Annotated in this window: 20 protein-coding genes; 10 read left to right on the plus strand and 10 right to left on the minus strand. The window is 52.3% G+C overall.

Going from position 1 to position 23640, the window contains the following annotated elements; translation table 11 throughout:
* Positions 1 to 32: 32 nt before the first annotated feature.
* The 3 genes from aceF to pdhR form a co-directional block, all read right to left on the minus strand.
* Positions 33 to 1925 (minus strand): pyruvate dehydrogenase complex dihydrolipoyllysine-residue acetyltransferase, encoded by a 1893-nt coding sequence (gene aceF, locus HV352_RS19380; protein WP_016151718.1) that lies wholly within the window; start codon positions 1923 to 1925, stop codon positions 33 to 35.
* 14 nt (positions 1926 to 1939) lie between these two features.
* Positions 1940 to 4603, minus strand: coding sequence for a pyruvate dehydrogenase (acetyl-transferring), homodimeric type (aceE, locus tag HV352_RS19385; protein ID WP_181634996.1), 2664 nt, complete (start codon positions 4601 to 4603; stop codon positions 1940 to 1942).
* A 162-nt stretch (positions 4604 to 4765) separates the two neighbouring features.
* On the minus strand, positions 4766 to 5530 hold the full coding sequence (gene pdhR / locus HV352_RS19390) for a pyruvate dehydrogenase complex transcriptional repressor PdhR (RefSeq protein WP_003018699.1): 765 nt from the start codon (positions 5528 to 5530) through the stop codon (positions 4766 to 4768).
* 564 nt (positions 5531 to 6094) lie between these two features.
* Between pdhR and aroP the strand changes: the two genes are divergently transcribed.
* The 3 genes from aroP to HV352_RS19405 all read left to right on the plus strand — a co-directional run bounded on the left by aroP (position 6095) and on the right by HV352_RS19405 (position 9982).
* Positions 6095 to 7468, plus strand: a complete 1374-nt coding sequence (aroP, locus tag HV352_RS19395) for an aromatic amino acid transporter AroP (protein ID WP_087121850.1) — start codon at positions 6095 to 6097, stop codon at positions 7466 to 7468.
* 157 nt (positions 7469 to 7625) lie between these two features.
* A complete protein-coding gene (locus tag HV352_RS19400) occupies positions 7626 to 9032 on the plus strand; it encodes an MFS transporter (protein WP_181634997.1) in 1407 nt (468 codons plus the stop codon).
* Positions 9032 to 9982, plus strand: a complete 951-nt coding sequence (locus HV352_RS19405; RefSeq protein WP_181634998.1) for a family 43 glycosylhydrolase — start codon at positions 9032 to 9034, stop codon at positions 9980 to 9982. Before HV352_RS19400 ends, HV352_RS19405 begins: the two co-directional genes overlap by 1 nt.
* Positions 9983 to 10063: 81 nt before the next feature.
* Here HV352_RS19405 and ampE read toward each other — a convergent pair whose 3' ends face one another.
* Together ampE and ampD are read right to left on the minus strand one after the other, a co-directional pair.
* On the minus strand, positions 10064 to 10918 hold the full coding sequence (gene ampE, locus HV352_RS19410; RefSeq protein WP_016155697.1) for a beta-lactamase regulator AmpE: 855 nt from the start codon (positions 10916 to 10918) through the stop codon (positions 10064 to 10066).
* Positions 10915 to 11478 carry a 1,6-anhydro-N-acetylmuramyl-L-alanine amidase AmpD gene (ampD, locus tag HV352_RS19415; protein ID WP_016151712.1) on the minus strand — a complete coding sequence of 188 codons (564 nt, stop codon included), beginning with the start codon at positions 11476 to 11478 and terminating at the stop codon, positions 10915 to 10917. Before ampD ends, ampE begins: the two co-directional genes overlap by 4 nt.
* Positions 11479 to 11565: 87 nt before the next feature.
* Between ampD and nadC the strand changes: the two genes are divergently transcribed.
* The 4 genes from nadC (at position 11566) to hofC (ending at position 15726) form a co-directional block, all read left to right on the plus strand.
* The gene (nadC, locus tag HV352_RS19420; RefSeq protein WP_016151711.1) at positions 11566 to 12459 is read left to right on the plus strand and encodes a carboxylating nicotinate-nucleotide diphosphorylase; all 894 of its coding nucleotides are present in this window, start codon (positions 11566 to 11568) and stop codon (positions 12457 to 12459) included.
* Between the two features lie 242 nt (positions 12460 to 12701).
* Entirely contained in the window at positions 12702 to 13139 is a 438-nt protein-coding gene (gene ppdD, locus HV352_RS19425) for a prepilin peptidase-dependent pilin (protein ID WP_016151710.1), read from the plus strand.
* Between the two features lie 9 nt (positions 13140 to 13148).
* Positions 13149 to 14534: a type II secretion system protein GspE gene (gene gspE / locus HV352_RS19430; RefSeq protein ID WP_181634999.1), complete on the plus strand. Its 1386-nt coding sequence runs from the start codon at positions 13149 to 13151 to the stop codon at positions 14532 to 14534.
* A complete protein-coding gene (hofC, locus tag HV352_RS19435; RefSeq protein WP_181635000.1) occupies positions 14524 to 15726 on the plus strand; it encodes a protein transport protein HofC in 1203 nt (400 codons plus the stop codon). The genes gspE and hofC overlap by 11 nt, the downstream gene beginning before the upstream one ends.
* A gap of 55 nt (positions 15727 to 15781) precedes the next feature.
* On the opposite strand, the gene HV352_RS19440 is transcribed toward hofC, so the two are convergent.
* A complete protein-coding gene (locus HV352_RS19440) occupies positions 15782 to 16825 on the minus strand; it encodes a GMP reductase (RefSeq protein ID WP_003829510.1) in 1044 nt (347 codons plus the stop codon).
* 225 nt (positions 16826 to 17050) lie between these two features.
* On the opposite strand from HV352_RS19440, the gene coaE reads away from it, so the two are divergent.
* Genes coaE through yacG form a run of 3 tightly spaced genes read left to right on the plus strand, consistent with a single transcriptional unit; the run spans position 17051 to position 18618 of the window.
* A complete protein-coding gene (gene coaE, locus HV352_RS19445) occupies positions 17051 to 17671 on the plus strand; it encodes a dephospho-CoA kinase (protein WP_046275369.1) in 621 nt (206 codons plus the stop codon).
* Positions 17671 to 18414 (plus strand): cell division protein ZapD, encoded by a 744-nt coding sequence (zapD, locus tag HV352_RS19450; protein ID WP_016151705.1) that lies wholly within the window; start codon positions 17671 to 17673, stop codon positions 18412 to 18414. The genes coaE and zapD overlap by 1 nt, the downstream gene beginning before the upstream one ends.
* A 9-nt stretch (positions 18415 to 18423) precedes the next feature.
* Entirely contained in the window at positions 18424 to 18618 is a 195-nt protein-coding gene (gene yacG / locus HV352_RS19455) for a DNA gyrase inhibitor YacG (RefSeq protein WP_016151704.1), read from the plus strand.
* Between the two features lie 88 nt (positions 18619 to 18706).
* Here yacG and mutT read toward each other — a convergent pair whose 3' ends face one another.
* From mutT to lpxC, 4 genes are all read right to left on the minus strand, one after another.
* Positions 18707 to 19096: an 8-oxo-dGTP diphosphatase MutT gene (gene mutT, locus HV352_RS19460; protein ID WP_016155691.1), complete on the minus strand. Its 390-nt coding sequence runs from the start codon at positions 19094 to 19096 to the stop codon at positions 18707 to 18709.
* A 56-nt stretch (positions 19097 to 19152) separates the two neighbouring features.
* A complete protein-coding gene (gene secA / locus HV352_RS19465) occupies positions 19153 to 21858 on the minus strand; it encodes a preprotein translocase subunit SecA (RefSeq protein WP_016151702.1) in 2706 nt (901 codons plus the stop codon).
* Between the two features lie 60 nt (positions 21859 to 21918).
* Entirely contained in the window at positions 21919 to 22425 is a 507-nt protein-coding gene (gene secM / locus HV352_RS19470) for a secA translation cis-regulator SecM (protein WP_016151701.1), read from the minus strand.
* Between the two features lie 285 nt (positions 22426 to 22710).
* Complete coding sequence (gene lpxC, locus HV352_RS19475) at positions 22711 to 23628, minus strand: UDP-3-O-acyl-N-acetylglucosamine deacetylase (RefSeq protein WP_006686706.1); 918 nt, start codon at positions 23626 to 23628, stop codon at positions 22711 to 22713.
* Positions 23629 to 23640: the final 12 nt, after the last annotated feature.

A 23640-nucleotide genomic window follows, 5' to 3' on the forward strand; every position in this document is an offset into this window, starting at 1 on the left:
AAAAAAGCCGGCCGTCGGGCCGGCTTTTTCGCTTACATCACCAGGCGGCGAATGTCAGACAGCATGTTGTTGATGATGGTGATAAAGCGCGCACCATCAGCACCGTCGATTACGCGGTGGTCGAAGGAGAGCGAAATCGGCATCATCAGACGCGGCATAAACTCTTTACCGTTCCACACTGGCTCCATAGAGGACTTGGAGACACCGAGGATAGCCACTTCCGGCGCGTTCACAATCGGCGCGAAGTGGGTCGTACCCAGGCCACCGATGCTGGAGATGGTGAAGCAACCGCCCTGCATTTCGCCAGCGGTCAGCTTGCCATCACGCGCTTTCTTGGAGATGGTGGTCAGTTCACGAGACAGCTCGGTAATGCTCTTCTTGTTCACGTCTTTGAAGACCGGAACAACCAGACCATTCGGCGTATCCACCGCGACACCGATGTTGATATATTTTTTCAGGGTCAGACGCTGACCGTCTTCAGACAGAGAGCTGTTGAAGCGCGGCATCTGTTCCAGAGCGGCGGCAACGGCTTTCATGATGAAGACCACTGGCGTGAATTTCACATCCAGTTTACGTTTTTCAGCTTCGGCGTTCTGCTGTTTACGGAACGCTTCCAGATCGGTGATATCGGTCTTGTCGAAGTGAGTAACGTGCGGGATCATCACCCAGTTACGGCTCAGGTTAGCACCAGAGATTTTCTGGATACGGCCCAGTTCCACTTCTTCGATTTCACCAAACTTGCTGAAGTCCACTTTCGGCCAAGGCAGCATGCCCGGAATACCGCCGCCTGCTGCTGCCGGAGCAGCTTCAGCACGCTTGATAGCGTCTTTAACGTAAGCCTGAACGTCTTCACGCAGGATACGACCTTTACGGCCAGAACCTTTCACTTTCGCCAGGTTTACACCGAACTCGCGCGCCAGGCGACGAATCAGCGGCGTTGCATGAACGTAAGCGTCGTTCTCAGCGAACTCAGATTTTCCTTCCGCTTTCGCGGCCGGAGCTGCGGCTGGTTTAGCAGCCTGAGCCGGTGCAGCTGCAGAGGCTGGAGCAGCCGCGGCAGCTGGAGCGGCAGCAGGTGCTGCGCCTTCAACTTCGAAGATCATAATCAGAGAACCGGTTTTGACTTTGTCACCGGTGCTGATTTTGATTTCCTTCACGGTGCCCGCGAACGGTGCCGGAACTTCCATCGATGCTTTATCGCCTTCAACGGTAATCAGTGACTGCTCAGCGGCAATTTTATCGCCCACTTTAACCATCACTTCAGTGACTTCAACTTCGTCACCGCCGATATCCGGAACGTTAACCTCTTTCGAGCCAGAAGCTGCCGGAGCCGCCGCTGCTGCTGGAGCTGCCGCCTGAGCCGGTGCTGCAGCAGGCGCTGCGCCTGCAACTTCGAAGACCATAATCAGAGAACCGGTAGACACTTTGTCGCCCGTGTTGATTTTGATCTCTTTAACGGTGCCCGCGAACGGCGCCGGAACTTCCATCGACGCTTTATCGCCTTCAACGGTGATCAGAGACTGTTCAGCCGCAACGGTGTCGCCCACTTTAACCATAACCTCGGTAACTTCGACTTCGTCACCGCCGATGTCCGGTACGTGTACTTCTTTCGCCGCTGCTGCAGCAGGTGCTGCTGCCGGAGCTGCTTCTTTCTTCTCTTCTGCCGGAGCAGGTGCAGCGGCTGCTGCACCATCGGCGGAATCGAAAATCATGATCAGTTTGCCGGTCTCAGTTTTGTCGCCAACAGAGACTTTGATCTCTTTAACGATACCTGCCTGAGGAGACGGAACTTCCATAGAGGCTTTGTCGCCTTCTACGGTGATCAGCGACTGTTCAGCTTCAACTTTGTCGCCCACTTTGACCAGGATCTCGGTGATTTCAACTTCATCAGCCCCGATGTCCGGTACATTGATTTCGATAGCCATTATTCTTTTACCTCTTACGCCAGACGCGGGTTAACTTTATCTGCATCGATGTTGAATTTGATGATTGCGTCAGCAACCACTTTCTTATCGATTTCGCCACGTTTAGCCAGTTCGCCCAGGGCCGCTACAACCACATAAGAAGCATCAACTTCAAAGTGGTGACGCAGGTTTTCACGGCTGTCAGAGCGACCGAAGCCGTCAGTACCCAGTACGCGATAATCATCAGCCGGTACATAAGTACGAACCTGTTCGGCAAACAGTTTCATATAGTCAGTAGATGCCACTGCCGGAGCGTCGTTCATCACCTGAGCGATGTACGGAACGCGCGGAGTTTCCATCGGGTGCAGCATGTTCCAGCGTTCACAATCCTGGCCATCGCGCGCCAGTTCAGTGAAGGAGGTTACGCTGTAAACGTCAGAACCTACACCATAGTCGTTCGCCAGGATCTGTGCTGCTTCACGCACGTGACGCAGGATAGAACCGGAGCCCAGCAGCTGAACTTTACCTTTCTTACCTTCGAGGGTTTCGAGTTTGTAGATACCTTTACGGATACCTTCCTCGGCACCTGCTGGCATTGCCGGCATGTGGTAGTTTTCGTTCAGCGTGGTGATGTAGTAGTAAACGTTCTCTTGTTTCTCACCGTACATACGCTCCAGACCATCGTGCATGATGACCGCAACTTCGTACGCGTAAGACGGATCGTAAGAGATACAGTTCGGGATAGTCAGAGACTGAATATGGCTGTGACCATCTTCGTGCTGCAGACCTTCGCCGTTCAGCGTCGTACGACCAGAAGTTCCCCCTACCAGGAAGCCGCGAGCCTGTTGGTCGCCTGCCTGCCAGCACAGGTCACCGATACGCTGGAACCCGAACATGGAGTAGTAGATGTAGAACGGAATCATCGGCAGATCGTTGGTGCTGTAAGAGGTCGCAGCAGCCAGCCAGGATGCGCCAGCACCCAGTTCGTTGATGCCTTCCTGCAGGATCTGACCTTTCTCGTCTTCTTTATAGTAAGCAACCTGCTCACGGTCCTGCGGGGTGTACTGCTGACCGTTCGGGCTGTAGATACCGATCTGACGGAACAGACCTTCCATACCGAAAGTACGCGCTTCATCAGCGATGATCGGAACCAGACGATCTTTGATCGACTTGTTCTTCAGCATCACGTTCAGGGCACGAACGAAAGCGATAGTGGTGGAGATTTCTTTGTTCTGCTCTTCCAGCAGCGCACCGAAGTCTTCCAGAGCAGGCAGTTCCAGCTTCTCGGTGAAGTTCGGCTGACGAGCAGGCAGATAGCCGTGCAGTTTCTGACGCTGAGCGTGCAGATAAGTGTGCTCTTCAGAACCTTCCGGGAAGGTGATGTAAGACAGGTTTTCAACCTGCTCATCGGTCACAGGAACGTTGAAACGGTCGCGGATATAACGCACGCCGTCCATGTTCATTTTCTTAACCTGGTGAGCGATGTTTTTACCTTCGGCGGTGTCACCCATGCCGTAACCTTTGATGGTATGGGCCAGGATTACAGTTGCTTTGCCTTTGGTTTCCTGCGCTTTCTTCAGTGCAGCGTAGACTTTCTTCGGATCGTGACCACCACGGTTCAGAGCCCAAATCTGCTCGTCAGTCCAGTCAGCAACCAGGGCTGCGGTTTCCGGGTATTTACCGAAGAAGTGCTCACGTACGTATGCGCCATCTTTGGATTTAAAGGTCTGGTAGTCGCCGTCAACGGTTTCGTTCATCAGTTGGATCAGTTTACCGCTGGTATCTTTACGCAGCAGCTCATCCCAACGACCGCCCCACATGACTTTGATAACGTTCCAGCCAGCGCCCGCGAAGATGCCTTCCAGTTCGTTAACAATCTTGCCGTTACCGGTGACCGGACCGTCAAGACGCTGCAGGTTACAGTTGATAACAAAGACCAGGTTGTCCAGTTTCTCACGGGTCGCGATGGTGATTGCACCCTTAGATTCTGGCTCATCCATTTCGCCGTCGCCCAGGAAAGCGTAAACGGTTTGTTTAGAGGTATCTTTCAGGCCACGGTGTTCCAGATATTTCAGGAATTTAGCCTGGTAGATTGCACCGATTGGGCCCAGACCCATAGATACGGTCGGGAACTGCCAGAATTCCGGCATCAGTTTCGGGTGCGGGTAGGAAGACAGGCCGTTGCCATGTACTTCCTGACGGAAGTTGTTCATCTGCTCTTCAGTCAGACGACCTTCCAGGAATGCGCGAGCGTAGATGCCCGGAGAGATGTGGCCCTGGAAGTAAACCAGATCGCCGCCATCCTGTTCGTTGCGTGCACGGAAGAAGTGGTTGAAGCAAACATCATACACCGTTGCGGAGGACTGGAAGGATGCCATGTGGCCACCCAGCTCGAGGTCCTTTTTAGACGCGCGCAGTACGGTCATGATGGCGTTCCAGCGGATAGCAGAACGAATACGACGCTCCAGCTCCAGATTGCCCGGGTATTCCGGTTCATCTTCAACGGCAATAGTGTTTACATAATTGCTGGCCCCAGCACCTGCCGCTACTTTCACGCCGCCTTTGCGAGCTTCTGAAAGCAGTTGGTCGATCAGATACTGAGCACGCTCAACACCTTCTTCACGGATGACCGATTCGATCGCCTGTAGCCAGTCGCGAGTTTCGATCGGATCCACGTCATTTGGGAAACGTTCTGACATGGGGGTATTCCTTATCTATCTAATACGTTGAGTTATCTGGAACCTGTCCCATTACGTTCTCACCAGAGAGCGTAATAAGACAGGTTCTGCGTTTAGTTGCCGCGCCTTTCGATAGCGCTTGATTTACAACATCTTCTGGTTAACGTTCTGCCAGAAAAATCACTAATTCTTTCGTTGCTCCAGACGGCGTAAGGCGCGTTCACGACGGCTTTCCTCACGGCTCCTGTCCAGCAGAATCTCTTCGATAAACGCCAGGTGACGGTGAGACGCTTCACGCGCTTCTTCAGGCTTCCCGGCGATAATTGCTTCAAAGATGCGGGTACGGTGACTGCTCACCAGCGGCAGCATCTCGCGACGCGCATACAGCAATTCGAAGTTTTGCCGAACGTTCTGGGCCAGCATCGGCTCCATACACCTTAGCAAATGGAGCAGCACCACATTATGTGCCGCTTCGGTGACAGCAATTTGATACTGGAGTACCGCGTCAGATTCGCCGTCAAGATCGCCGGACTGTTGAGCAAGCTCGATCGCATGGTGGAGTTCACGGATACGCGTTTTGTCTTCATCCGTGCTGCGCAGTGCAGCGTAATAGGCTGCAATACCTTCCAGCGCATGGCGCGTCTCAAGCAGGTCAAACTGGGATTCAGGATGGTCGGAGAGCAGCTCTACCAGTGGGTCGCTAAAGCTCTGCCACAGGCTGCTCTGAACAAAAGTGCCACCGCCCTGACGACGAAGCAGTAACCCCTTCGCTTCAAGGCGTTGGATCGCCTCGCGTAAGGAGGGGCGGGAGACGTCGAACTGTTTTGCCAGCTCGCGTTCCGGTGGGAGTTTTTCTCCGGGGCGAAGTGTCCCCTCAAGAATTAAAAACTCCAGCTGCTGCTCAATCACATCGGAGAGTTTTGGTTGGCGGATTTTGCTGTAGGCCATGATTTCCTGTCTTAAGCCATTTGCCCGGAGTCAATTGGTCTTACCAATTTCATGTTCTTGACGCTAAAGTAACAAAGTATTCACCTTCTGTCCATACAGGTTTTGATTGAAATCAGTAAAGGGGGCATATTTTAACAACATTACAGAAATAACGTTTCAAACATGTAACTATGCACAAATGTTAAATTTACCCACCACGGGGTAGTTTTAACGGAATTGAAACGAAAAAATATCTCATCTGAACCGATTCACCTGATTATTTATCGACACATTAGCCACAATTAGTGAATAAAAATTCAAAATGGAAATTTTGTGGTAGATAAACTCGCATTTACAAATGGTTTCTTTTTATTCAACTCGTCATCTTGCCCGCATAAAGCAGGTGCATTCGCGCTCGCATATCATTATTCTGATCAAGACAAAAGCACTGAGGCAACATTTTATATAAAGCATCTGTAAACAAATAAATACAACAAACGGAATTGCAAACTTACACACGCATTGCTGCGTAGTTCAAAAAATAAGTACTCGAAATATGAAGAGTAAAACCACACACGAGGTTTAATGATGGAAAGTCAACAGCATGGCGATCAGCTCAAGCGCGGTCTTAAGAACCGCCATATACAGCTAATCGCGCTGGGTGGCGCGATTGGTACCGGGTTATTCCTCGGTAGCGCATCCGTTATCCAGTCTGCAGGACCGGGTATTATTCTGGGTTACGCAATTGCCGGCTTTATCGCCTTTTTGATTATGCGTCAGTTAGGTGAAATGGTGGTTGAAGAGCCGGTTGCAGGCTCCTTTAGCCACTTTGCTTATAAATACTGGGGCGGTTTTGCGGGCTTCTCTTCTGGCTGGAACTATTGGGTACTGTACGTCCTGGTTGCCATGGCTGAACTGACTGCCGTAGGTAAATACATCCAGTTCTGGTATCCGGAGATCCCCACCTGGGTTTCTGCTGCAGCCTTCTTCGTGCTGATCAACGCCATCAACCTGACCAACGTGAAAGTGTTTGGGGAAATGGAGTTCTGGTTCGCCATTATCAAAGTCATTGCCGTGGTTGCGATGATTCTGTTCGGCGGCTGGTTGCTGTTTAGCGGCAACGGCGGCCCGCAGGCCAGCGTCAGTAACCTGTGGAGCCAGGGGGGCTTCCTGCCGCACGGCTTCACCGGTCTGGTGATGATGATGGCTATTATTATGTTCTCTTTTGGTGGGCTGGAGCTGGTCGGGATCACCGCAGCAGAAGCCGATAACCCGGAGCAAAGCATTCCCAAAGCAACCAACCAGGTTATCTACCGTATCCTGATTTTCTATGTAGGTTCGCTGGCTGTTCTGCTTTCCCTGATGCCGTGGACGCGCGTCACGGCTGATACCAGCCCGTTTGTCCTTATTTTCCACGAGCTGGGCGACACCTTTGTTGCCAATGCACTGAACATCGTAGTGCTGACCGCTGCCCTTTCTGTGTATAACAGCTGCGTATACTGCAACAGCCGTATGCTGTTCGGTCTGGCACAGCAGGGCAACGCGCCAAAAGCGCTGATGAACGTCGACAAACGCGGCGTACCGGTGAACACCATTCTGGTCTCCGCGCTGGTTACGGCTCTGTGTGTGCTGATCAACTATCTGGCACCGGAATCCGCCTTTGGCCTGCTGATGGCGCTAGTGGTTTCCGCACTGGTGATCAACTGGGCAATGATTAGCCTGGCGCACATGAAGTTCCGCAAAGCCAAACAGCAGCAAGGCGTTACCACCCGTTTCCCGGCGTTGCTCTATCCGCTTGGTAACTGGGTATGTCTGATTTTCATGGCTGCAGTGCTGGTGATTATGCTGATGACGCCGGGCATGGCGATTTCGGTGTACTTAATCCCGGTATGGATTGCCATTCTTGGCATCGGCTATTTGTGCAAACAGAAAACCGCCAAAGTAGCTAAAGCACATTAATTCTCCCTCCCCCACCTGCATCAGGTGGGGGTTGTTACCTGCCTCACACTTTCCCACTCACGACTGTTTCGTCCATATCACTGGCGTTATCCTGCAACGCAAAAACACCTCTGCCAGACAATAATTATCTCCATATCTTATTAATGGAGTGCAGTTGATGGAAACCAGTAAGCTCACGGTGAAAGAAAAGATCGGCTATGGAATGGGCGACGCCGGATGCAACATCATCTTTGGCGCCATCATGTTGTTTGTTAACTATTTTTACACCGATATTTTTGGCCTGGCACCGGCCCTGGTCGGCGTGTTACTGCTCTCAGTACGCGTTATAGATGCCGTTACCGACCCTATTATGGGCGCGATGGCCGACCGCACCCGCAGCAAATATGGTCGATTTCGTCCATGGCTTTTGTGGATGGCTTTCCCATACGCATTATTTAGCGTACTCATGTTTACCACCCCTGAGTGGACATATAACAGCAAAGTAATCTATGCGTTCGTCACCTACTTCCTGCTCTCTATCACCTATACGGCGATCAACATCCCTTACTGCTCGCTCGGCAGCGTCATCACTAACGATCCAAAGGAACGTGTCGCCTGCCAGTCATATCGCTTTGTGTTGGTAGGAATTGCAACCCTGCTGCTCTCCCTCACCTTGCTGCCAATGGCGGACTGGTTTGGCGGGGAAGATAAAGCTAAAGGCTATCAGATGGCGATGGCAGTGCTGGCCTTCATCGGCATGTGTATGTTCCTGTTTTGCTTTGCAACCGTCCGTGAGCGCGTACGTCCTGCCGTCCCGACTAACGACGATTTAAAAGCCGACCTGAAAGACGTATGGAAGAACGATCAGTGGGTAAAAATCCTGCTGTTAACCCTGTGCAACGTCTGTCCGGGCTTTATTCGCATGGCCGCCACCATGTACTACGTAACCTGGGTTATGCAGCAAAGCACGCAGTTCGCAACGCTGTTTATCAGCCTTGGCGTTGTGGGCATGATGATCGGCAGCATGCTGGCGAAGGTGTTAACCGATCGCTGGTGCAAACTGAAAGTCTTCTTCTGGACCAATATCATCCTGGCGATTTTCTCCGGCGCGTTTTACTTCTTCGATCCTAAAGCCACCATGATGATTATGGTGCTTTACTTCCTGCTCAACATTCTGCATCAGATCCCATCCCCACTGCACTGGTCGCTGATGGCAGATGTCGATGACTACGGCGAGTGGAAAACCGGTAAACGTATCACCGGAATCAGCTTCTCCGGCAACCTGTTCTTCCTGAAACTGGGCCTGGCGATTGCCGGAGCGATGGTTGGTTTCCTGCTCTCCTGGTACGGCTACGACGCAGGGGTGAAAGCGCAAAGCGACTCCGCCATTAACGGTATTATGCTGCTGTTTACCATCATACCGGGTGTAGGCTACCTGATTACCGCAGGCGTAGTTCGTCTGCTGAAAGTTGACCGCGAGTTTATGCAACAAATCCAGACAGATTTAGAAAAGCGCCGCGCCAACTACCGTGAACTGAATGAGTACCACGATATAAAAACGACTGAAAACGTAAGGAAAGCCTAATGAATCAGTGGCCAAACCCCTTTATTGAACAGCGTGCCGACCCGTTTATTTTACGTGACGGTAGCCACTACTATTTCATTGCTTCAGTGCCCGAATACGATCGTCTGGAGATCCGCCGGGCGGACTCGCTGGAAGGGTTACGCACCGCTATCCCGGTTGTCGTCTGGCGCAGACCAGAAAACGGCCCCATGAGCCAGCTGATCTGGGCACCTGAGATCCATCATCTGGCAGGCAAGTGGTACATCTATTTTGCCGCCGCCCACACACAGGCGCTCGACAAGCTGGGGATGTTCCAGCACCGTATGTTTGCGCTCGAATGTGCAGACGCCGATCCGCTGACCGGCCAATGGACAGAGAAAGGGCAGATTAAAACGCAGTTTGATACCTTCGCGCTCGATGCCACCACCTTTAACCATCAGGGAAAACAGTGGTATCTGTGGGCGCAGAAATCCCCCGATATCGCCGGAAACTCCAATATCTATCTCGCCGAACTGGAAAATCCATGGACGATTAAAGGCGAGCCGGTAATGCTCAGTCATCCAGAGTATGACTGGGAATGCCGGGGTTTTTGGGTCAACGAAGGGCCGGCCGTCATGGTTCACGGCGACAAGCTGTTTATCAGCTATTCCGCCAGCGCCACCGATGAGAACTACTGTATGGGGTTATTGTGGATTGATCTCAATGCCGATCCGCTCAACCCGCAGAACTGGCACAAATCGCCGCGCCCGGTCTTTACCACCAGCTATGAAAACCGCCAATACGGGCCGGGACACAACAGCTTTACGCAAACGCCGGAAGGAGAAGATGTGCTGGTGTACCACGCGAGAAATTACACTGAAATCGAGGGCGATCCGCTGTACGACCCAAACCGCCACACTCGTCTGAAGCTGGTACGCTGGAACGAAAACGGGATGCCAGATTTTGGCATCCCACCTGCTGATACGCTTTGAAAGATTGGCCCGCAAGCACAAAGCGACCGGGCCAATTTTTTTCCTCGACGGATAAGCGCAGCGCCATCCACTAATAATGGCTTAAATTAATGTTCCATAAATGGTCAGCACGGCAATGACCACCACCACCACAAACGAGGTCTTCTTCGCCATCGAAACCGCGGCTTTTGGCGTTGCGACTTTATCGGTATGTGGTTCACGCGCTAAAGAAAACTGCGCAAGGCGAGTAAGCACCTGATATTGCGAAGTATGCAGATCCGCCAGCGACGCAAACCAGGCAGGCAACGCCTTCTCGCCGTGCCCCAGCAGCGCATAGACGACACCCGCCAGGCGCACCGGGATCCAGTCCAGCACATGCAGGATCGCATCGATACCTGATTGTAAACGCTGGTGCGGCGTCTGATAGCGCGCCAGCCAGGACTGCCAGGCACGTAGAAAGGCATAACCCACCAGCGTCACCGGTCCCCACGGGCCACCGACAATCAGCCAGAATAACGGCGCCAGATAAAAGCGAAAGTTGTTCCATAACAGCGCGTTCTGCAGTTCGCGCAAGAACTCACGCTCATCACACTCAGGCGGAATCCCATGAATCAGTGTCAGCTCGCTGGCCATCGCTTCACGGGCGTGAGCGTCATCGCGAGCAGCCGCGTTCAGATAGGCATGATAATGAAGACGCGTCTTGCCAGCGCCGATGCACAGCAAACCAATTAAGATCCACGCCACCAGCAAAGGCACGTTAAACAACAGGCCTTGAAGTGCGCGCAGCAGCAGGAACGTCACCCCCATCGCAATAAGGGCCATGCCTACCGTACGCATCATCGAAAAATGCTTCACCCGGCGGAAAAAAGCTTCAACCCGGTGATCAAGCTGCCAGTGCTCACCCAGCTTAAACAGGCGTTCAACAATCAACACCAGTAATGTTGTAAACAGCGTCATGTCATCTCCTTGTGCGACGAGGGGGTGACCAGGGCGCGAAACCTTGCCCAGTCAAAAGAGGGCCCGGGATCGGTCTTACGCTCGGGCGCAATATTGCAATGTCCTGTCATGTTGTTGGCAATAGCCGGATAACGCGTAATCAGGGCATTCGTCACGGCTGCCAGTTGCTGATACTGCGCATCGGTATAGGCCAGCGTATCCGTCCCTTCCAGCTCAATACCAATTGAGAAATCATTACAGCGTTCGCGGCCTTGATAGTTCGACACGCCAGCATGCCAGGCGCGTTTATCAAAAGGGACATACTGCACAATTTCACCGTCACGGCGAATTAAACAATGTGCCGAAACGCGCAAATGGGCGATCCCGGCAAAATAAGGATGGGCATTGGGATCAATCGTGCCCGTAAACAGCGCATCGATCCACGGGCCGCCAAACTCGCCGGGCGGCAGGCTGATATTATGCACCACCAGCAGAGAAGGGTTTTCGTCATCCGGGCGGCAATCGTAATGAGGAGAGGGAACGCGTCGCGCCTCTGCCAGCCAGCCCTCGTCTAACAACATGCAGAATCTCCTTATTGGTGGTGCTCATATCAGGTTCAGGGTAGCATGTTTCCACCTTATGATTCGTTAGCAATTTGGAGTTTTATCATGCCGCCTCGCCGCTATAACCCTGACTACCGACGTGACGCGCTGTTGGAACGCATAAATCTGGATATCCCTGCCGCTGTAGCTCAGGCGCTGCGTGAAGATTTAGGCGGAGAAGTTGATGCCAATAACGATATCACCGCACAGCTTTTACCCGCGGAGATGCGCTCCCACGCCACCGTGATCACCCGCGAAGATGGCGTTTTTTGTGGAAAACGTTGGGTTGAAGAGGTCTTTATTCAACTGGCGGGCGATGATGTCAACATCACCTGGCATGTCGAAGATGGCGACAGCATTAAGGCCAATCAGCCGCTATTTGAACTGGACGGCCCTTCCCGCGTGCTGCTAACTGGCGAACGTACCGCGCTTAATTTTGTACAGACGCTTTCGGGTGTGGCGAGCGAGGTGCGTAAATATGTCGACCTGCTGGCGGGAACAAAAACCCAACTGCTGGATACACGTAAAACTCTGCCGGGGCTGCGTACCGCGCTGAAATACGCCGTATTATGCGGCGGCGGCGCGAATCATCGTCTGGGCCTTTCTGACGCTTTCCTGATTAAAGAAAACCACATTATTGCTTCTGGTTCGGTACGTCAGGCCGTTGAAAAAGCCTTCTGGCTGCACCCGGATGTGCCGGTTGAAGTCGAAGTAGAAAGCCTGGATGAACTGGACGACGCGCTGAAAGCAGGGGCCGACATCATCATGCTCGATAACTTCGAAACTGACCAAATGCGGGAAGCGGTAAAACGCACCAACGGCCAGGCGCGTCTGGAAGTGTCGGGTAACGTCACTCATGAAACTCTGCGCGAATTTGCCGAAACTGGCGTGGATTTCATCTCTGTTGGCGCGCTGACCAAGCATGTTCGCGCGCTCGATCTCTCTATGCGTTTTCGCTAATTACTGATGGTTTAGCCCGATAGTACTTTCACTTATCGGGCCCATCACGCCGGTTTTTCTATCGGCCGGATAAGCGTTTACGCCGCCATACGGCTGTTTCTTCGAGCCTCTTCGCAAATACGTTGTCTGACTCTGTAATTTCATAAAAATCCTCGGAACCCGCCTTCCCGTTCTGTTTTTTGCCTCTCGCCGTAAACCCGAGCGTTTGCCAAAGTAGCGCCAGCTAACTCAAGGAGCGAACGATGGACAAGCAACGAGGCTTCACACTTATCGAACTCATGGTGGTCATTGGCATTATTGCCATCCTTAGCGCCATCGGTATTCCGGCTTATCAAAACTATCTGCGCAAAGCCGCGTTAACAGACATGCTGCAAACCTTTGTTCCCTATCGCACGGCGGTTGAGCTCTGTGCGCTGGAGCATGGCGGAACAACAACCTGTGATGCCGGAACGAATGGCATCCCTTCTCCAGCCACCACCCGTTATGTCTCCGCCATGAGCGTTGAAAAAGGAGTGGTCAGCCTCAGCGGACAAGAAAGCCTGAACGGGTTAAGCATCACCATGACGCCGGGTTGGGACAATGCCAACGGTATTACCGGCTGGAGCCGTAACTGCGTTATCCAGAATGACAGCGCATTGCAACAGGCCTGTGAAGACGTTTTCCGTTTCGATATCAATTAAGGAAAAGAGATGAATACCACCCAACTTACGGCGCTGTGCCAACGTCATCAGGGAATATTACTGGATGCAGACAATGAAGTGGTGCACATCGCCGTCGTGGACGCTCCATCCCACGAATTGCTGGACGCACTGCATTTTGCCACCACCCGACGTATCGACATCGTCTGCTGGACGCGTCAACAAATGGAAGGCCACACGCATACGCCACAGAAAATGCTCCCGGCAGTGGTCACGAAAAGCAGCGCCAGCGCAGCAGATTTGCTGAATCAGACGTTTCAATCCGCTCTGGTGCAACGGGCTTCTGATATTCATTTTGAACCAGCGGAAAATCACTATCGAATCAGATTACGTGTGGATGGCGTACTGCATGCTTTACCGGACGTCACGACCGAGATGGGTATCGCCATCACTGCCAGACTAAAAGTTTTAGGCAGTCTGGATATTGCCGAGCACCGACTTGCGCAAGACGGCCAGTTTACCGTTGAGATTTCAGGAGAGCCGGTCTCGTTTCGCATCGCCACCCTGCCCTGTCGCTTTGGCGAAAAAGTGGTGCTACGGCTACTGCATCAGGTCGATCAAGCGCTGGAAATCACCGCGCTGGGAATGCAGGACGCGCAGCTGGCAGCATTTTCACAAGCGTTGCAGCAGCCTCAGGGGCTGATTCTGGTCACCGGACCGACCGGAAGCGGTAAAACGGTCACGCTGTACAGTGCGCTGCAGACCCGAAACACTCCGGACGTTAACCTCTGTAGCGTGGAAGATCCAGTAGAGATCCCGATCGCAGGTCTTAACCAGACACAAATTCATCCACGTGCCGGTCTCACTTTTCAGGGAGTATTGCGCGCGCTGCTGCGTCAGGATCCCGACATTATCATGGTGGGTGAAATCCGTGATGGCGAAACGGCTGAAATAGCCCTTAAAGCCGCACAAACCGGTCATCTGGTTCTATCAACACTGCATACCAATTCCACCACAGAAACACTAATACGCTTGCAGCAAATGGGGGTTGCACGCTGGATGATCGCCTCCGCGCTGACGCTCGTTATTGCGCAGCGGTTGGTGAGAAAATTGTGCCCACATTGCCGACAACGTCTGGAAACGCCGATCATGCTCCCGGAAGCGATCTGGCCTACGCCACTGCCTCATTGGCAGGCTCCGGGCTGCCAACATTGCTATCACGGATTTTATGGCCGTACGGCATTGTTTGAAGTTCTCCCCGTGACACCTGCATTGCGCCAGAGCATCGCTAACGGTACGTCCGTAGACGGAGTGGAATCGAATGCTCAGCAATTAGGGATGAGTACGCTTTTCGAAAATGGTTGCAAGGCCGTCGAACAAGGGTTAACAACATTTGAAGAGTTGGTACGCGTACTGGGCATGCCCCATGTCAGCTAAACTGCTTTGGCGCTGGCAAGGTATTAGCAACGAAGGTAATCCACTGGAAGGCGTACTTTGGGCCGATACCCGCCCCTCATTGATGCTTGCTCTCGAGCAACGGCATATTACGCCGCTGCGCATTAATCGTATGCGTGTCAAAGCCTCACACTGGAGCCGTGAAAAAAGCGCTGAAACCATACGTCAACTGGCGACGTTGCTGAAAGCAGGGCTAACACTCTCGGCAAGTTTAGCTTTGCTGGCTGAACAGCATCCCAGCAGCCAATGGCAAGCGCTACTGCGTACGCTGGCTCACGATATGGAACAGGGTATTTCTCTCTCCACATCGCTATCTCAGTGGCAACACGTTTTTCCGCCTCTTTATCAGGCAATGATCCGTACCGGAGAGCTTACAGGTAAGCTGGACGACTGCTGCTTTGAACTCGCCCGCCAGCAGAAGAATCAACAGCAGCTGGCGGATAAAGTTAAAAAAGCCCTACGCTATCCGATATTCATCATCACGATGGCAGTGATGGTGGTATTCGCGATGCTGCAGTTTGTACTCCCTGAGTTTGCCGCTATTTACCAGACGTTTAACACTCCGCTACCAGTACTCACTCAGTGGATTATTGCCATCGCGCATTTTAGCAGCCAATGGGGATGGCTGGCGGGAGCATTCAGCCTGATAGCGGTTGCAGCATATCACCTGATGAAGCAGCAGCCATACTGGCTCACTCTGCGCCAGAAATTGCTGCTCGGCTTCCCGGTCATAGGACCGATGGTGAGAGGGCAAAAACTCACGCAGATCTTCACTGTTCTGGCGTTAACGCAAAATGCAGGTATTCCTTTTCTGCAAGGTCTTGAGAGCGTCACTGAAACGCTGGCCAACCCTTTCTGGTCGCAACGCTTAGCGCAGGTACATCACGACATCAGCGCCGGAAAACCGGTCTGGTTAGCGCTAAAAAATTGCGGTGAATTCAGCCCATTGTGCATACAGTTGGTCAGAACAGGTGAGGCTTCCGGCTCGCTGGATACAATGCTGCGTAATCTCGCCCATCACCACGGCGAGAAAACATTGTCTCAGGCAGAGAATCTGGCTGCACTACTAGAGCCTGCGTTACTGGTCATTACGGGGCTGATAATCGGTACGCTGGTCGTTGCGATGTATTTGCCGATTTTTCATTTAGGAGATGCGATGAGCGGGGTGGGATAAATTCAAATGCCGGATGGCGCACAGCTTATCCGGCATGTCATAGTACTACCTGTTCTTACAGGCTATTGAAAACGCGGTTTTCTTGTTCCTGTACACGAATAAACGTTGTACGTTTGGTCAGTTCTTTCAGGCGAGATGCACCGACATAGGTACAGGCAGAACGCAGGCCGCCAAGGATATCGCGTGCAGTGTTATCAACCGGGCCACGCAGAGGCAACTTAACTGTTTTACCTTCCGCAGCGCGGTATTGTGCAACACCACCAACGTGACGCGTCATGGCTGATTCAGAGCTCATGCCGTAGAACAGCATGAATTTCTCACCGTTCTCTTCAACAATTTTGCCGCCGCTTTCTTCATGACCGGCCAACATACCGCCGAGCATAACGAAGTCCGCGCCACCGCCAAACGCTTTTGCCACGTCACCCGGCATTGTGCAGCCGCCGTCACTGACAATCATGCCGCCCAGACCGTGAGCTGCATCGGCACATTCAATAACCGCAGAAAGCTGTGGGTAGCCAACGCCGGTTTTTACACGTGTGGTACATACAGAACCCGGGCCAATGCCGACTTTAACAATGTCCGCGCCGGAAAGTACCAGCTCTTCACACATTTCTCCAGTAACCACATTGCCCGCACAAATTGTTTTTGTCGGCCATGCTTCACGCGCTTTCGACACAAACTGAACAAAATGCTCTGAGTAGCCATTTGCCACATCAATGCAGATAAAGTTCAGCGCCGGGTTGAGCGCCAGAATCTGTTTGGTTTTTTCGAAATCTGCGTCAGAGGTGCCGGTTGAAACCATTACGTGTTTGAGCACATCAGCAGAGCTCTCTGCGATGAAAGCAGCCCAGTCTTCAACAGAATAGTGTTTGTGTACCGCAGTCAGGATGTCGAAGGATGCCAGCGCCGTTGCCATGGCAAACGTCCCGACAGTGTCCATGTTCGCGGCAATAATGGGTACGCCGGACCAGGTCTGACCTGAGTGCTTAAAGGTAAATTGACGTTCCAGCTCAACATCGGAACGGCTTTTGAGAGTAGAACGCTTAGGGCGGATAAGAACGTCTTTGAAACCTAACTTCAGATCTTCTTCGATACGCATGTGCGGATTCCTGGGGTTAATGGCGAAAAATCGAAACTCACAACTCCAGTGACGCTATCATACGCACTAATCAATGCCGCGCAAGACTGCGAAATTCTCTTTTTTTACGCTACAATCCCATAAATTTACCTGGCGAATAGTAGGTTAATCCTGCAGCAACCTCGCCGTCGCACGCTTAACTTTTAACTGTTTGATAATCAAACTTAAACTCCAGGATCTGCATCTATGAGGTATACGGTAGCCTTAACCGGTGGCATTGGCAGTGGTAAAAGTACCGTTGCAAATGCGTTCGCAGACCTCGGAATAAACGTCATTGATGCAGATATTATTGCGCGCCAGGTGGTTGAACCCGGTACCCCAGCCCTTAAGGCGATCGAAGAACATTTTGGTACCGAAGTTATAGCTACCGACGGATCGTTGCAGCGACGCATTTTACGCGAACGCATTTTTTCCAGTCCTGAGGAGAAAAGCTGGCTGAATGCCCTGCTCCATCCGCTTATTCAGCAGGAAACGCAGCGCCAGTTTCAGCAAGCAACCTCCCCTTATCTGTTGTGGGTTGTACCTTTGCTGGTGGAAAATTCGCTGTATAAAAAAGCCAACCGCGTACTCGTGGTGGATGTTACTCCCGAGACACAGCTCAGACGCACTATGCAGCGCGATGACGTCACGCGTGAGCATGTTGAACAAATTCTTGCTGCCCAGGCAACGCGCGAAGCGCGTCTGGCCGTGGCAGACGATGTTATTGATAATAATGGCGCACCGGAGGCCATCGCCTCGGATGTCGCCCGCCTGCACGCGCTCTATCTGCAATGCGCGTTGCAGTTTGTCTCACAGGAAAAACCGTAATGCACACCCAGGTCCTTTTTGAACACCCTCTCAATGAGAAGATGCGTACATGGCTGCGCATAGAGTTTTTAATCCAACAGCTCTCCGTTAATGTACCCATAGCGGACCATGCAGGCGCACTGCATTTTTTCCGCAACATCGGGGACTTACTGGATGTCTTTGAACGCGGCGAAGTCCGTACCGAACTCCTCAAAGAGCTGGAAAGACAACAGCGTAAACTCCAGGCCTGGGTTGAAGTTCCCGGCGTCGATCAAAACAGGATCGACGCATTGCGCCAGCAGTTAAAAAGCGCGGGCAGCATACTTATTTCGGCTCCGCGTATTGGACAGACGCTGCGCGAAGATCGTCTGATTGGCCTTGTACGTCAGCGTTTAAGCATTCCTGGCGGATGCTGCAGCTTCGATCTGCCGACCCTGCATATTTGGTTACATCTACCGCAGTCGCATCGCGACGCGCAGGTTGAAACCTGGCTTGCAAGTCTGAATCCGCTCAATCAGGCACTGTCGCTGGTGCTGGATTTAATTCGCAACTCTGCGCCATTCCGTAAGCAAACCAGCTTGAATGGTTTTTATCAGGACAACGGCGAAGATGCCGATCTGCTTCGCTTGCAGCTGCCGCTTGATTCGCAGCTTTATCCGCAAATTTCTGGTCATAAGAGCCGCTTTGCTATTCGCTTTATGCCGCTGGATAGCGAGAATGGCCAGGTGCCTGAGCGTCTCGATTTTGATCTGGCGTGCTGTTAAGGAGTCAACATGTCTGAACAAACCATCGTCAACTGCCCAACCTGCGGCAAACCCGTAGTGTGGGGTGAAGTCAGCCCGTTTCGCCCATTCTGCAGCAAGCGCTGCCAGTTAATCGATCTGGGTGAGTGGGCCGCAGAAGAGAAACGTATCCCAAGCTCTGGTGATCTGTCGGAAAACGACGACTGGAGTGAAGAGCAGAAGTAATTCAGCTAAAACGTAGGGCGGGCAAGCGTAGCGACCCCGCCCTAATTTGCCGGATGGTGGGGTTGCCTAATCCGGCCTACGAACACCTTTATCCAGCAATCAGCTTTTCAATTACCGGCGCATTCGCAGGCGGAAAATCTTCTGTATTCAGAGCATCTTGCGCAATCCACTGCGCCGGTTGCCCCTCTTTCCCCCACGGTTCGCCTTCCCAGCTTTCAACCAGCCAGAACCACAGAGTGATATGCCGGTCCGGAAACTGGTACTCCAGCTTTTCGAACAGTGAGCTTTGAGTCGGCGTAATGCCTACTTCTTCCTGTAACTCGCGAATCAGCGCCTGCTCCGGCGTTTCGCCTGCTTCAATTTTCCCGCCGGGGAACTCCAGCTTATTTGCCATGTGGGCATCAGCCGCACGCTGGGTTATAAAAATTTCATGGTGCTGGTTGCGAATAATCCCGACGGCGATCTGCAGTATTTTCATCTTTATAGTCCATAAAAAAGGCGCAGAATTCTGCGCCTTTTCAGTAAGTTACTTTCTTAGCTCAGACGGCCATGGCACTGTTTGTACTTTTTCCCGGAACCGCAAGGACACGGATCGTTACGACCCACTTTACGATCGCCAGTTTGTGCTGCCAGCTCTTCTGCCGCGGCAGAATCGTCACCTTTATGGCTCAACTGCTGCATCTGCGCTAAACGTTCAGCGTCTTCACGACGTTGCTGCTCCATCGCTTCTACTTCTTCAGGCATACGTACCTGAACTTTGCTCAGGGTACTGATCACTTCGTACTTCAGTGATTCCAGCATTGATGCAAACATAGAGAAGGATTCACGCTTGTATTCCTGCTTCGGATCTTTTTGCGCATAACCACGCAGGTGGATACCCTGACGCAGGTAATCCATCGCCGCAAGGTGCTCTTTCCACAGAGAATCGAGAGTTTGCAGCATCACGCCTTTTTCGAAGTGACGCATCATCTCCGCGCCCACAACTTCTTCTTTACGCTGATAAACTTCGATGGCGTTTGCCAGAATACGTTCGCGCAGCGTTTCCTCATGCAGCTCAGGCTCTTTATCCAGCCACTCTGAAATAGGCATTTCCAGATCGAAGTCGTTTTTCAGACGTTCCTGCAGACCCGGGATATCCCACATTTCTTCCAGAGACTGCGGCGGAATATAGGCATCAATCGTCGCTTTGAAGACATCCTCACGGATGCTATTAATGGTTTCGCTAACGTCAGTTACGTCCAGCAGTTCGTTACGCTGGGTGTAGATTGCGCGACGCTGGTCATTGGCAACGTCATCATATTCCAGCAGTTGCTTACGAATATCGAAGTTGCGGCTTTCTACTTTACGCTGCGCGTTTGCAATCGCTTTTGTCACCCACGGGTGTTCAATCGCTTCACCAGGCTTCATGCCCAGTTTACGCATCATGCCGGACACGCGGTCAGAAGCAAAAATACGCATCAGCGCATCTTCCATCGACAGATAGAAACGAGAAGACCCCGCATCCCCCTGACGACCAGAACGACCACGCAGCTGGTTATCTATACGACGAGATTCGTGACGCTCGGTACCGATAATATGTAAACCACCTGCTGCTAATACCGCATCATGGCGAACCTGCCACTCGGCTTTGATCTGCGCGATTTGTTCTGGAGTCGGGTCTTCCAGCTCGGCAATTTCCGCCTGCCAGCTACCACCCAGCACGATATCGGTACCACGACCTGCCATGTTTGTCGCGATAGTCACTGCGGACGGATAACCCGCCTGGGCGACTATTGCGGCTTCGTTGGCGTGGAACTTGGCGTTCAGAACGTTGTGTTTGATACCCGCCTTGTTCAGCTCGTTAGAAACCACTTCCGATTTTTCAATAGAGATAGTACCAACCAGCACCGGCTGGCCATTTGCGGTACGCTCTTTAATATCTTCAATGATCGCCTGAATTTTTTCCGCTTCAGTCATGTACACCAGATCCGGTAAATCCTTACGGATCATCGGGCGGTTGGTCGGCACAACAACGGTATCCAGTTTGTAGATGGAGCTGAATTCAAAGGCTTCAGTGTCTGCTGTACCGGTCATACCGGCCAGTTTTTCGTACAAACGGAAGTAGTTCTGGAAGGTAATAGATGCCAGCGTCTGGTTCTCGTTTTGGATATCTACGCCTTCTTTGGCTTCAACAGCCTGGTGCAGACCATCGGACCAGCGGCGACCCTGCATGGTACGACCGGTGTGTTCGTCGACGATGATAACTTCACCGTCTTTCACGATATAGTCAACGTCGCGAGTAAACAGCACGTGCGCGCGCAGTGCAGCAGTCACGTGGTGCATCAGCATAATGTTGCCCGGAGAGTACAGCGACTCGCCCTCATCCATAATGCCTTCGTTAACCAACAGCTCTTCAATCAGTACCAGACCACGTTCGGTCAGGTTGACCTGGCGCGCTTTCTCATCAACAGAGAAGTGGCCTTCCCCCTGGAACGTGTCGGAATCGTCCTTCTCCTGACGAATCAGGTGCGGGATGATTTTGTTCACTTTTTTATACATTTCCGAGCTGTCTTCAGCCGGACCGGAGATGATCAGCGGCGTACGCGCTTCATCGATCAGGATGGAGTCGACTTCATCGACCAGCGCATAGTGCAGTTTACGCTGAACGCGCTCTTCCGGGCTAAACGCCATGTTGTCGCGCAGGTAGTCAAAGCCGTATTCGTTGTTGGTACCGTAAGTAATATCGGCATTGTAGGCTTCACGCTTGGCTGGCGCAGGCAGGCCAGACATGTTGATACCCACGGTCATGCCGAGGAATTCAAACAGCGGGCGGTTATTTTCGGCGTCACGCTGAGCCAGGTAGTCGTTCACGGTAACCACGTGTACACCCTTCCCGCTTAATGCGTTCAGGTAGGCTGGCAGCGTTGCGGTCAGGGTTTTACCTTCACCAGTACGCATTTCCGCGATGCAGCGATCGTTAAGCACCATACCACCCAGCAGCTGTACGTCGAAATGACGCATGCCGAACACACGCTTACTCGCTTCGCGGACCACCGCGAACGCTTCCGGGATCAGGCTTTCAACGCTGGCGCCTTTTTCCAGACGGGCGCGGAATTCAGCGGTCTTCGCTTTCAGTTCATCATCGGAGAGTTTTTCCATCTCCGGTTCCATTGCATTGATGACATTGACCACTTTACGCATACGACGCAGCGTACGCTCGTTACGGCTACCGAACACTTTTGTTAATAATTTGATTAGCATAATAAAATCTCAAACGCCCCGCGGTGCGGAGTCAAAAATTATAAGTTGGAAGGTTCTTTTTTAGCTGAGGCGTTGAGGGCCAGCACGGATACCCTGCAGCTGGCTGATCCAGACCGGAACGCTAAATGCGGCCTGAGAGGTAAAATGGGCATATGTCACGCGACTCACGGCCGCGGGCGGTCTGCCTTCTTGCGTCAGCATCGCGCTGAGCGTATTCAGTAACGCAAGATGGTGCGCCTGGATTGGCAACGGCTCTTCGGCAACAGGCAGCGCCTGAGGAGCCATGGCAAAAGAAAGATGGCGAATGACCGTACGAATGGCATGCTGATGCCAGTAGTCAACGGTAAAATTCGGGCGGCGATTGGTCGCCTCCAGCAAAGCAAGCTGGCTAAAGTTAACTTTGGCAGATTGATCGTGATTGCTGGCGGTCGCCTTCGCGGGAGTATTAGGTTCAGCAGCATTACCGAGCGCAGGCAGGCCAAAACTAGCCGCGACCATCCCCAACAGGAGATGCGGCCAGAAGTACCGTCTGCCTAACTGTCGCCAACGCGTCAGTATTCCACTCACGTTATTGCCACCTGATATACCCTGCGTTTGGGGTTACAAATGCAAAACCATTTTTTTGCGCATAAATATTACCATTAAAGCGTACGCTCCACAGCAGTAATGACAGCAAGTCGCGGGTAAATATGCTTAAGAAAGCAGCGATCGAACGGTGTTTTAATCTGTCGGTGGGAAAAAAGTCGCTTCAGATAAGGTGGTTTTGCAATCGAAAGATAAAAAAACGACTGGCTCACCTGGCCGGAGAGAGTGCCAGATTTACCAGTCGAATTTATGCGACAGCGTATGTCGTTATGCCAGTACAGTCGAAGGTGCTTTGAACGCCAACGGCAGTTCTGCATCGTCCTGGAAGGTCACATATTCCCAGGCTTCCTGTTTTGCCAGGACTGCCTGCAATAGTTTGTTATTCAGTGCATGACCGGATTTATACGCGGTGAATGCACCAATAATGTTGTGACCACACATGAACAAGTCACCAATCGCGTCGAGCATTTTGTGACGAACGAATTCGTCTTCAAAACGCAGGCCGTCTTCGTTCAATACGCGATAATCGTCAACAACGATGGCACAATCGAAGCTGCCGCCCAGGCACAGGCCGCGGGACTGCAGATATTCGATATCACGCATGAAGCCGAAAGTACGCGCGCGGCTGATCTGGCGCATGAACGCATCCGCAGAGAAGTTCATCGCGTAGCGCTGCGTGCTGGAGTCGATCGCCGGATGGTTAAAGTCGATAGTGAAATCCAACGTAAAACCATTATAGGGCTTAAACTCAGCCCACTTATCGCCATCTTCGACACGAACGGTCTCTTTGATGCGAACAAATTTTTTGGCGCTGCTCAGTTCTTCAATACCTGCATCAAGCAGCAGGTAAACGAACGGAGCGGCACTGCCATCCATAATCGGGATTTCCGGGGCGTTAACTTCAATAACGATGTTATCGATACCTAAGCCCGCCAGAGCAGCATTAAGGTGCTCTACGGTTGAAATCCGCACATCATGCTCATTGACCAGACACGTACAGAGCATGGTATCACGCACAGATTTGGCATCGGCCGGGAAATCTACCGGAGGATTCAAGTCGGTGCGACGATAGATGACCCCGGTGTTGGCCGGCGCAGGGCGTAATGTCAGGGTGACTTTTTTGCCGGTATGCAAACCGACGCCAGTCGCCTGAACGATACGTTTAAGAGTCCTTTGTTTGATCATCGTATAATCTCG

Source organism: Citrobacter sp. RHBSTW-01044, from assembly GCF_013781945.1.
Classification (GTDB): domain Bacteria; phylum Pseudomonadota; class Gammaproteobacteria; order Enterobacterales; family Enterobacteriaceae; genus Citrobacter; species Citrobacter braakii.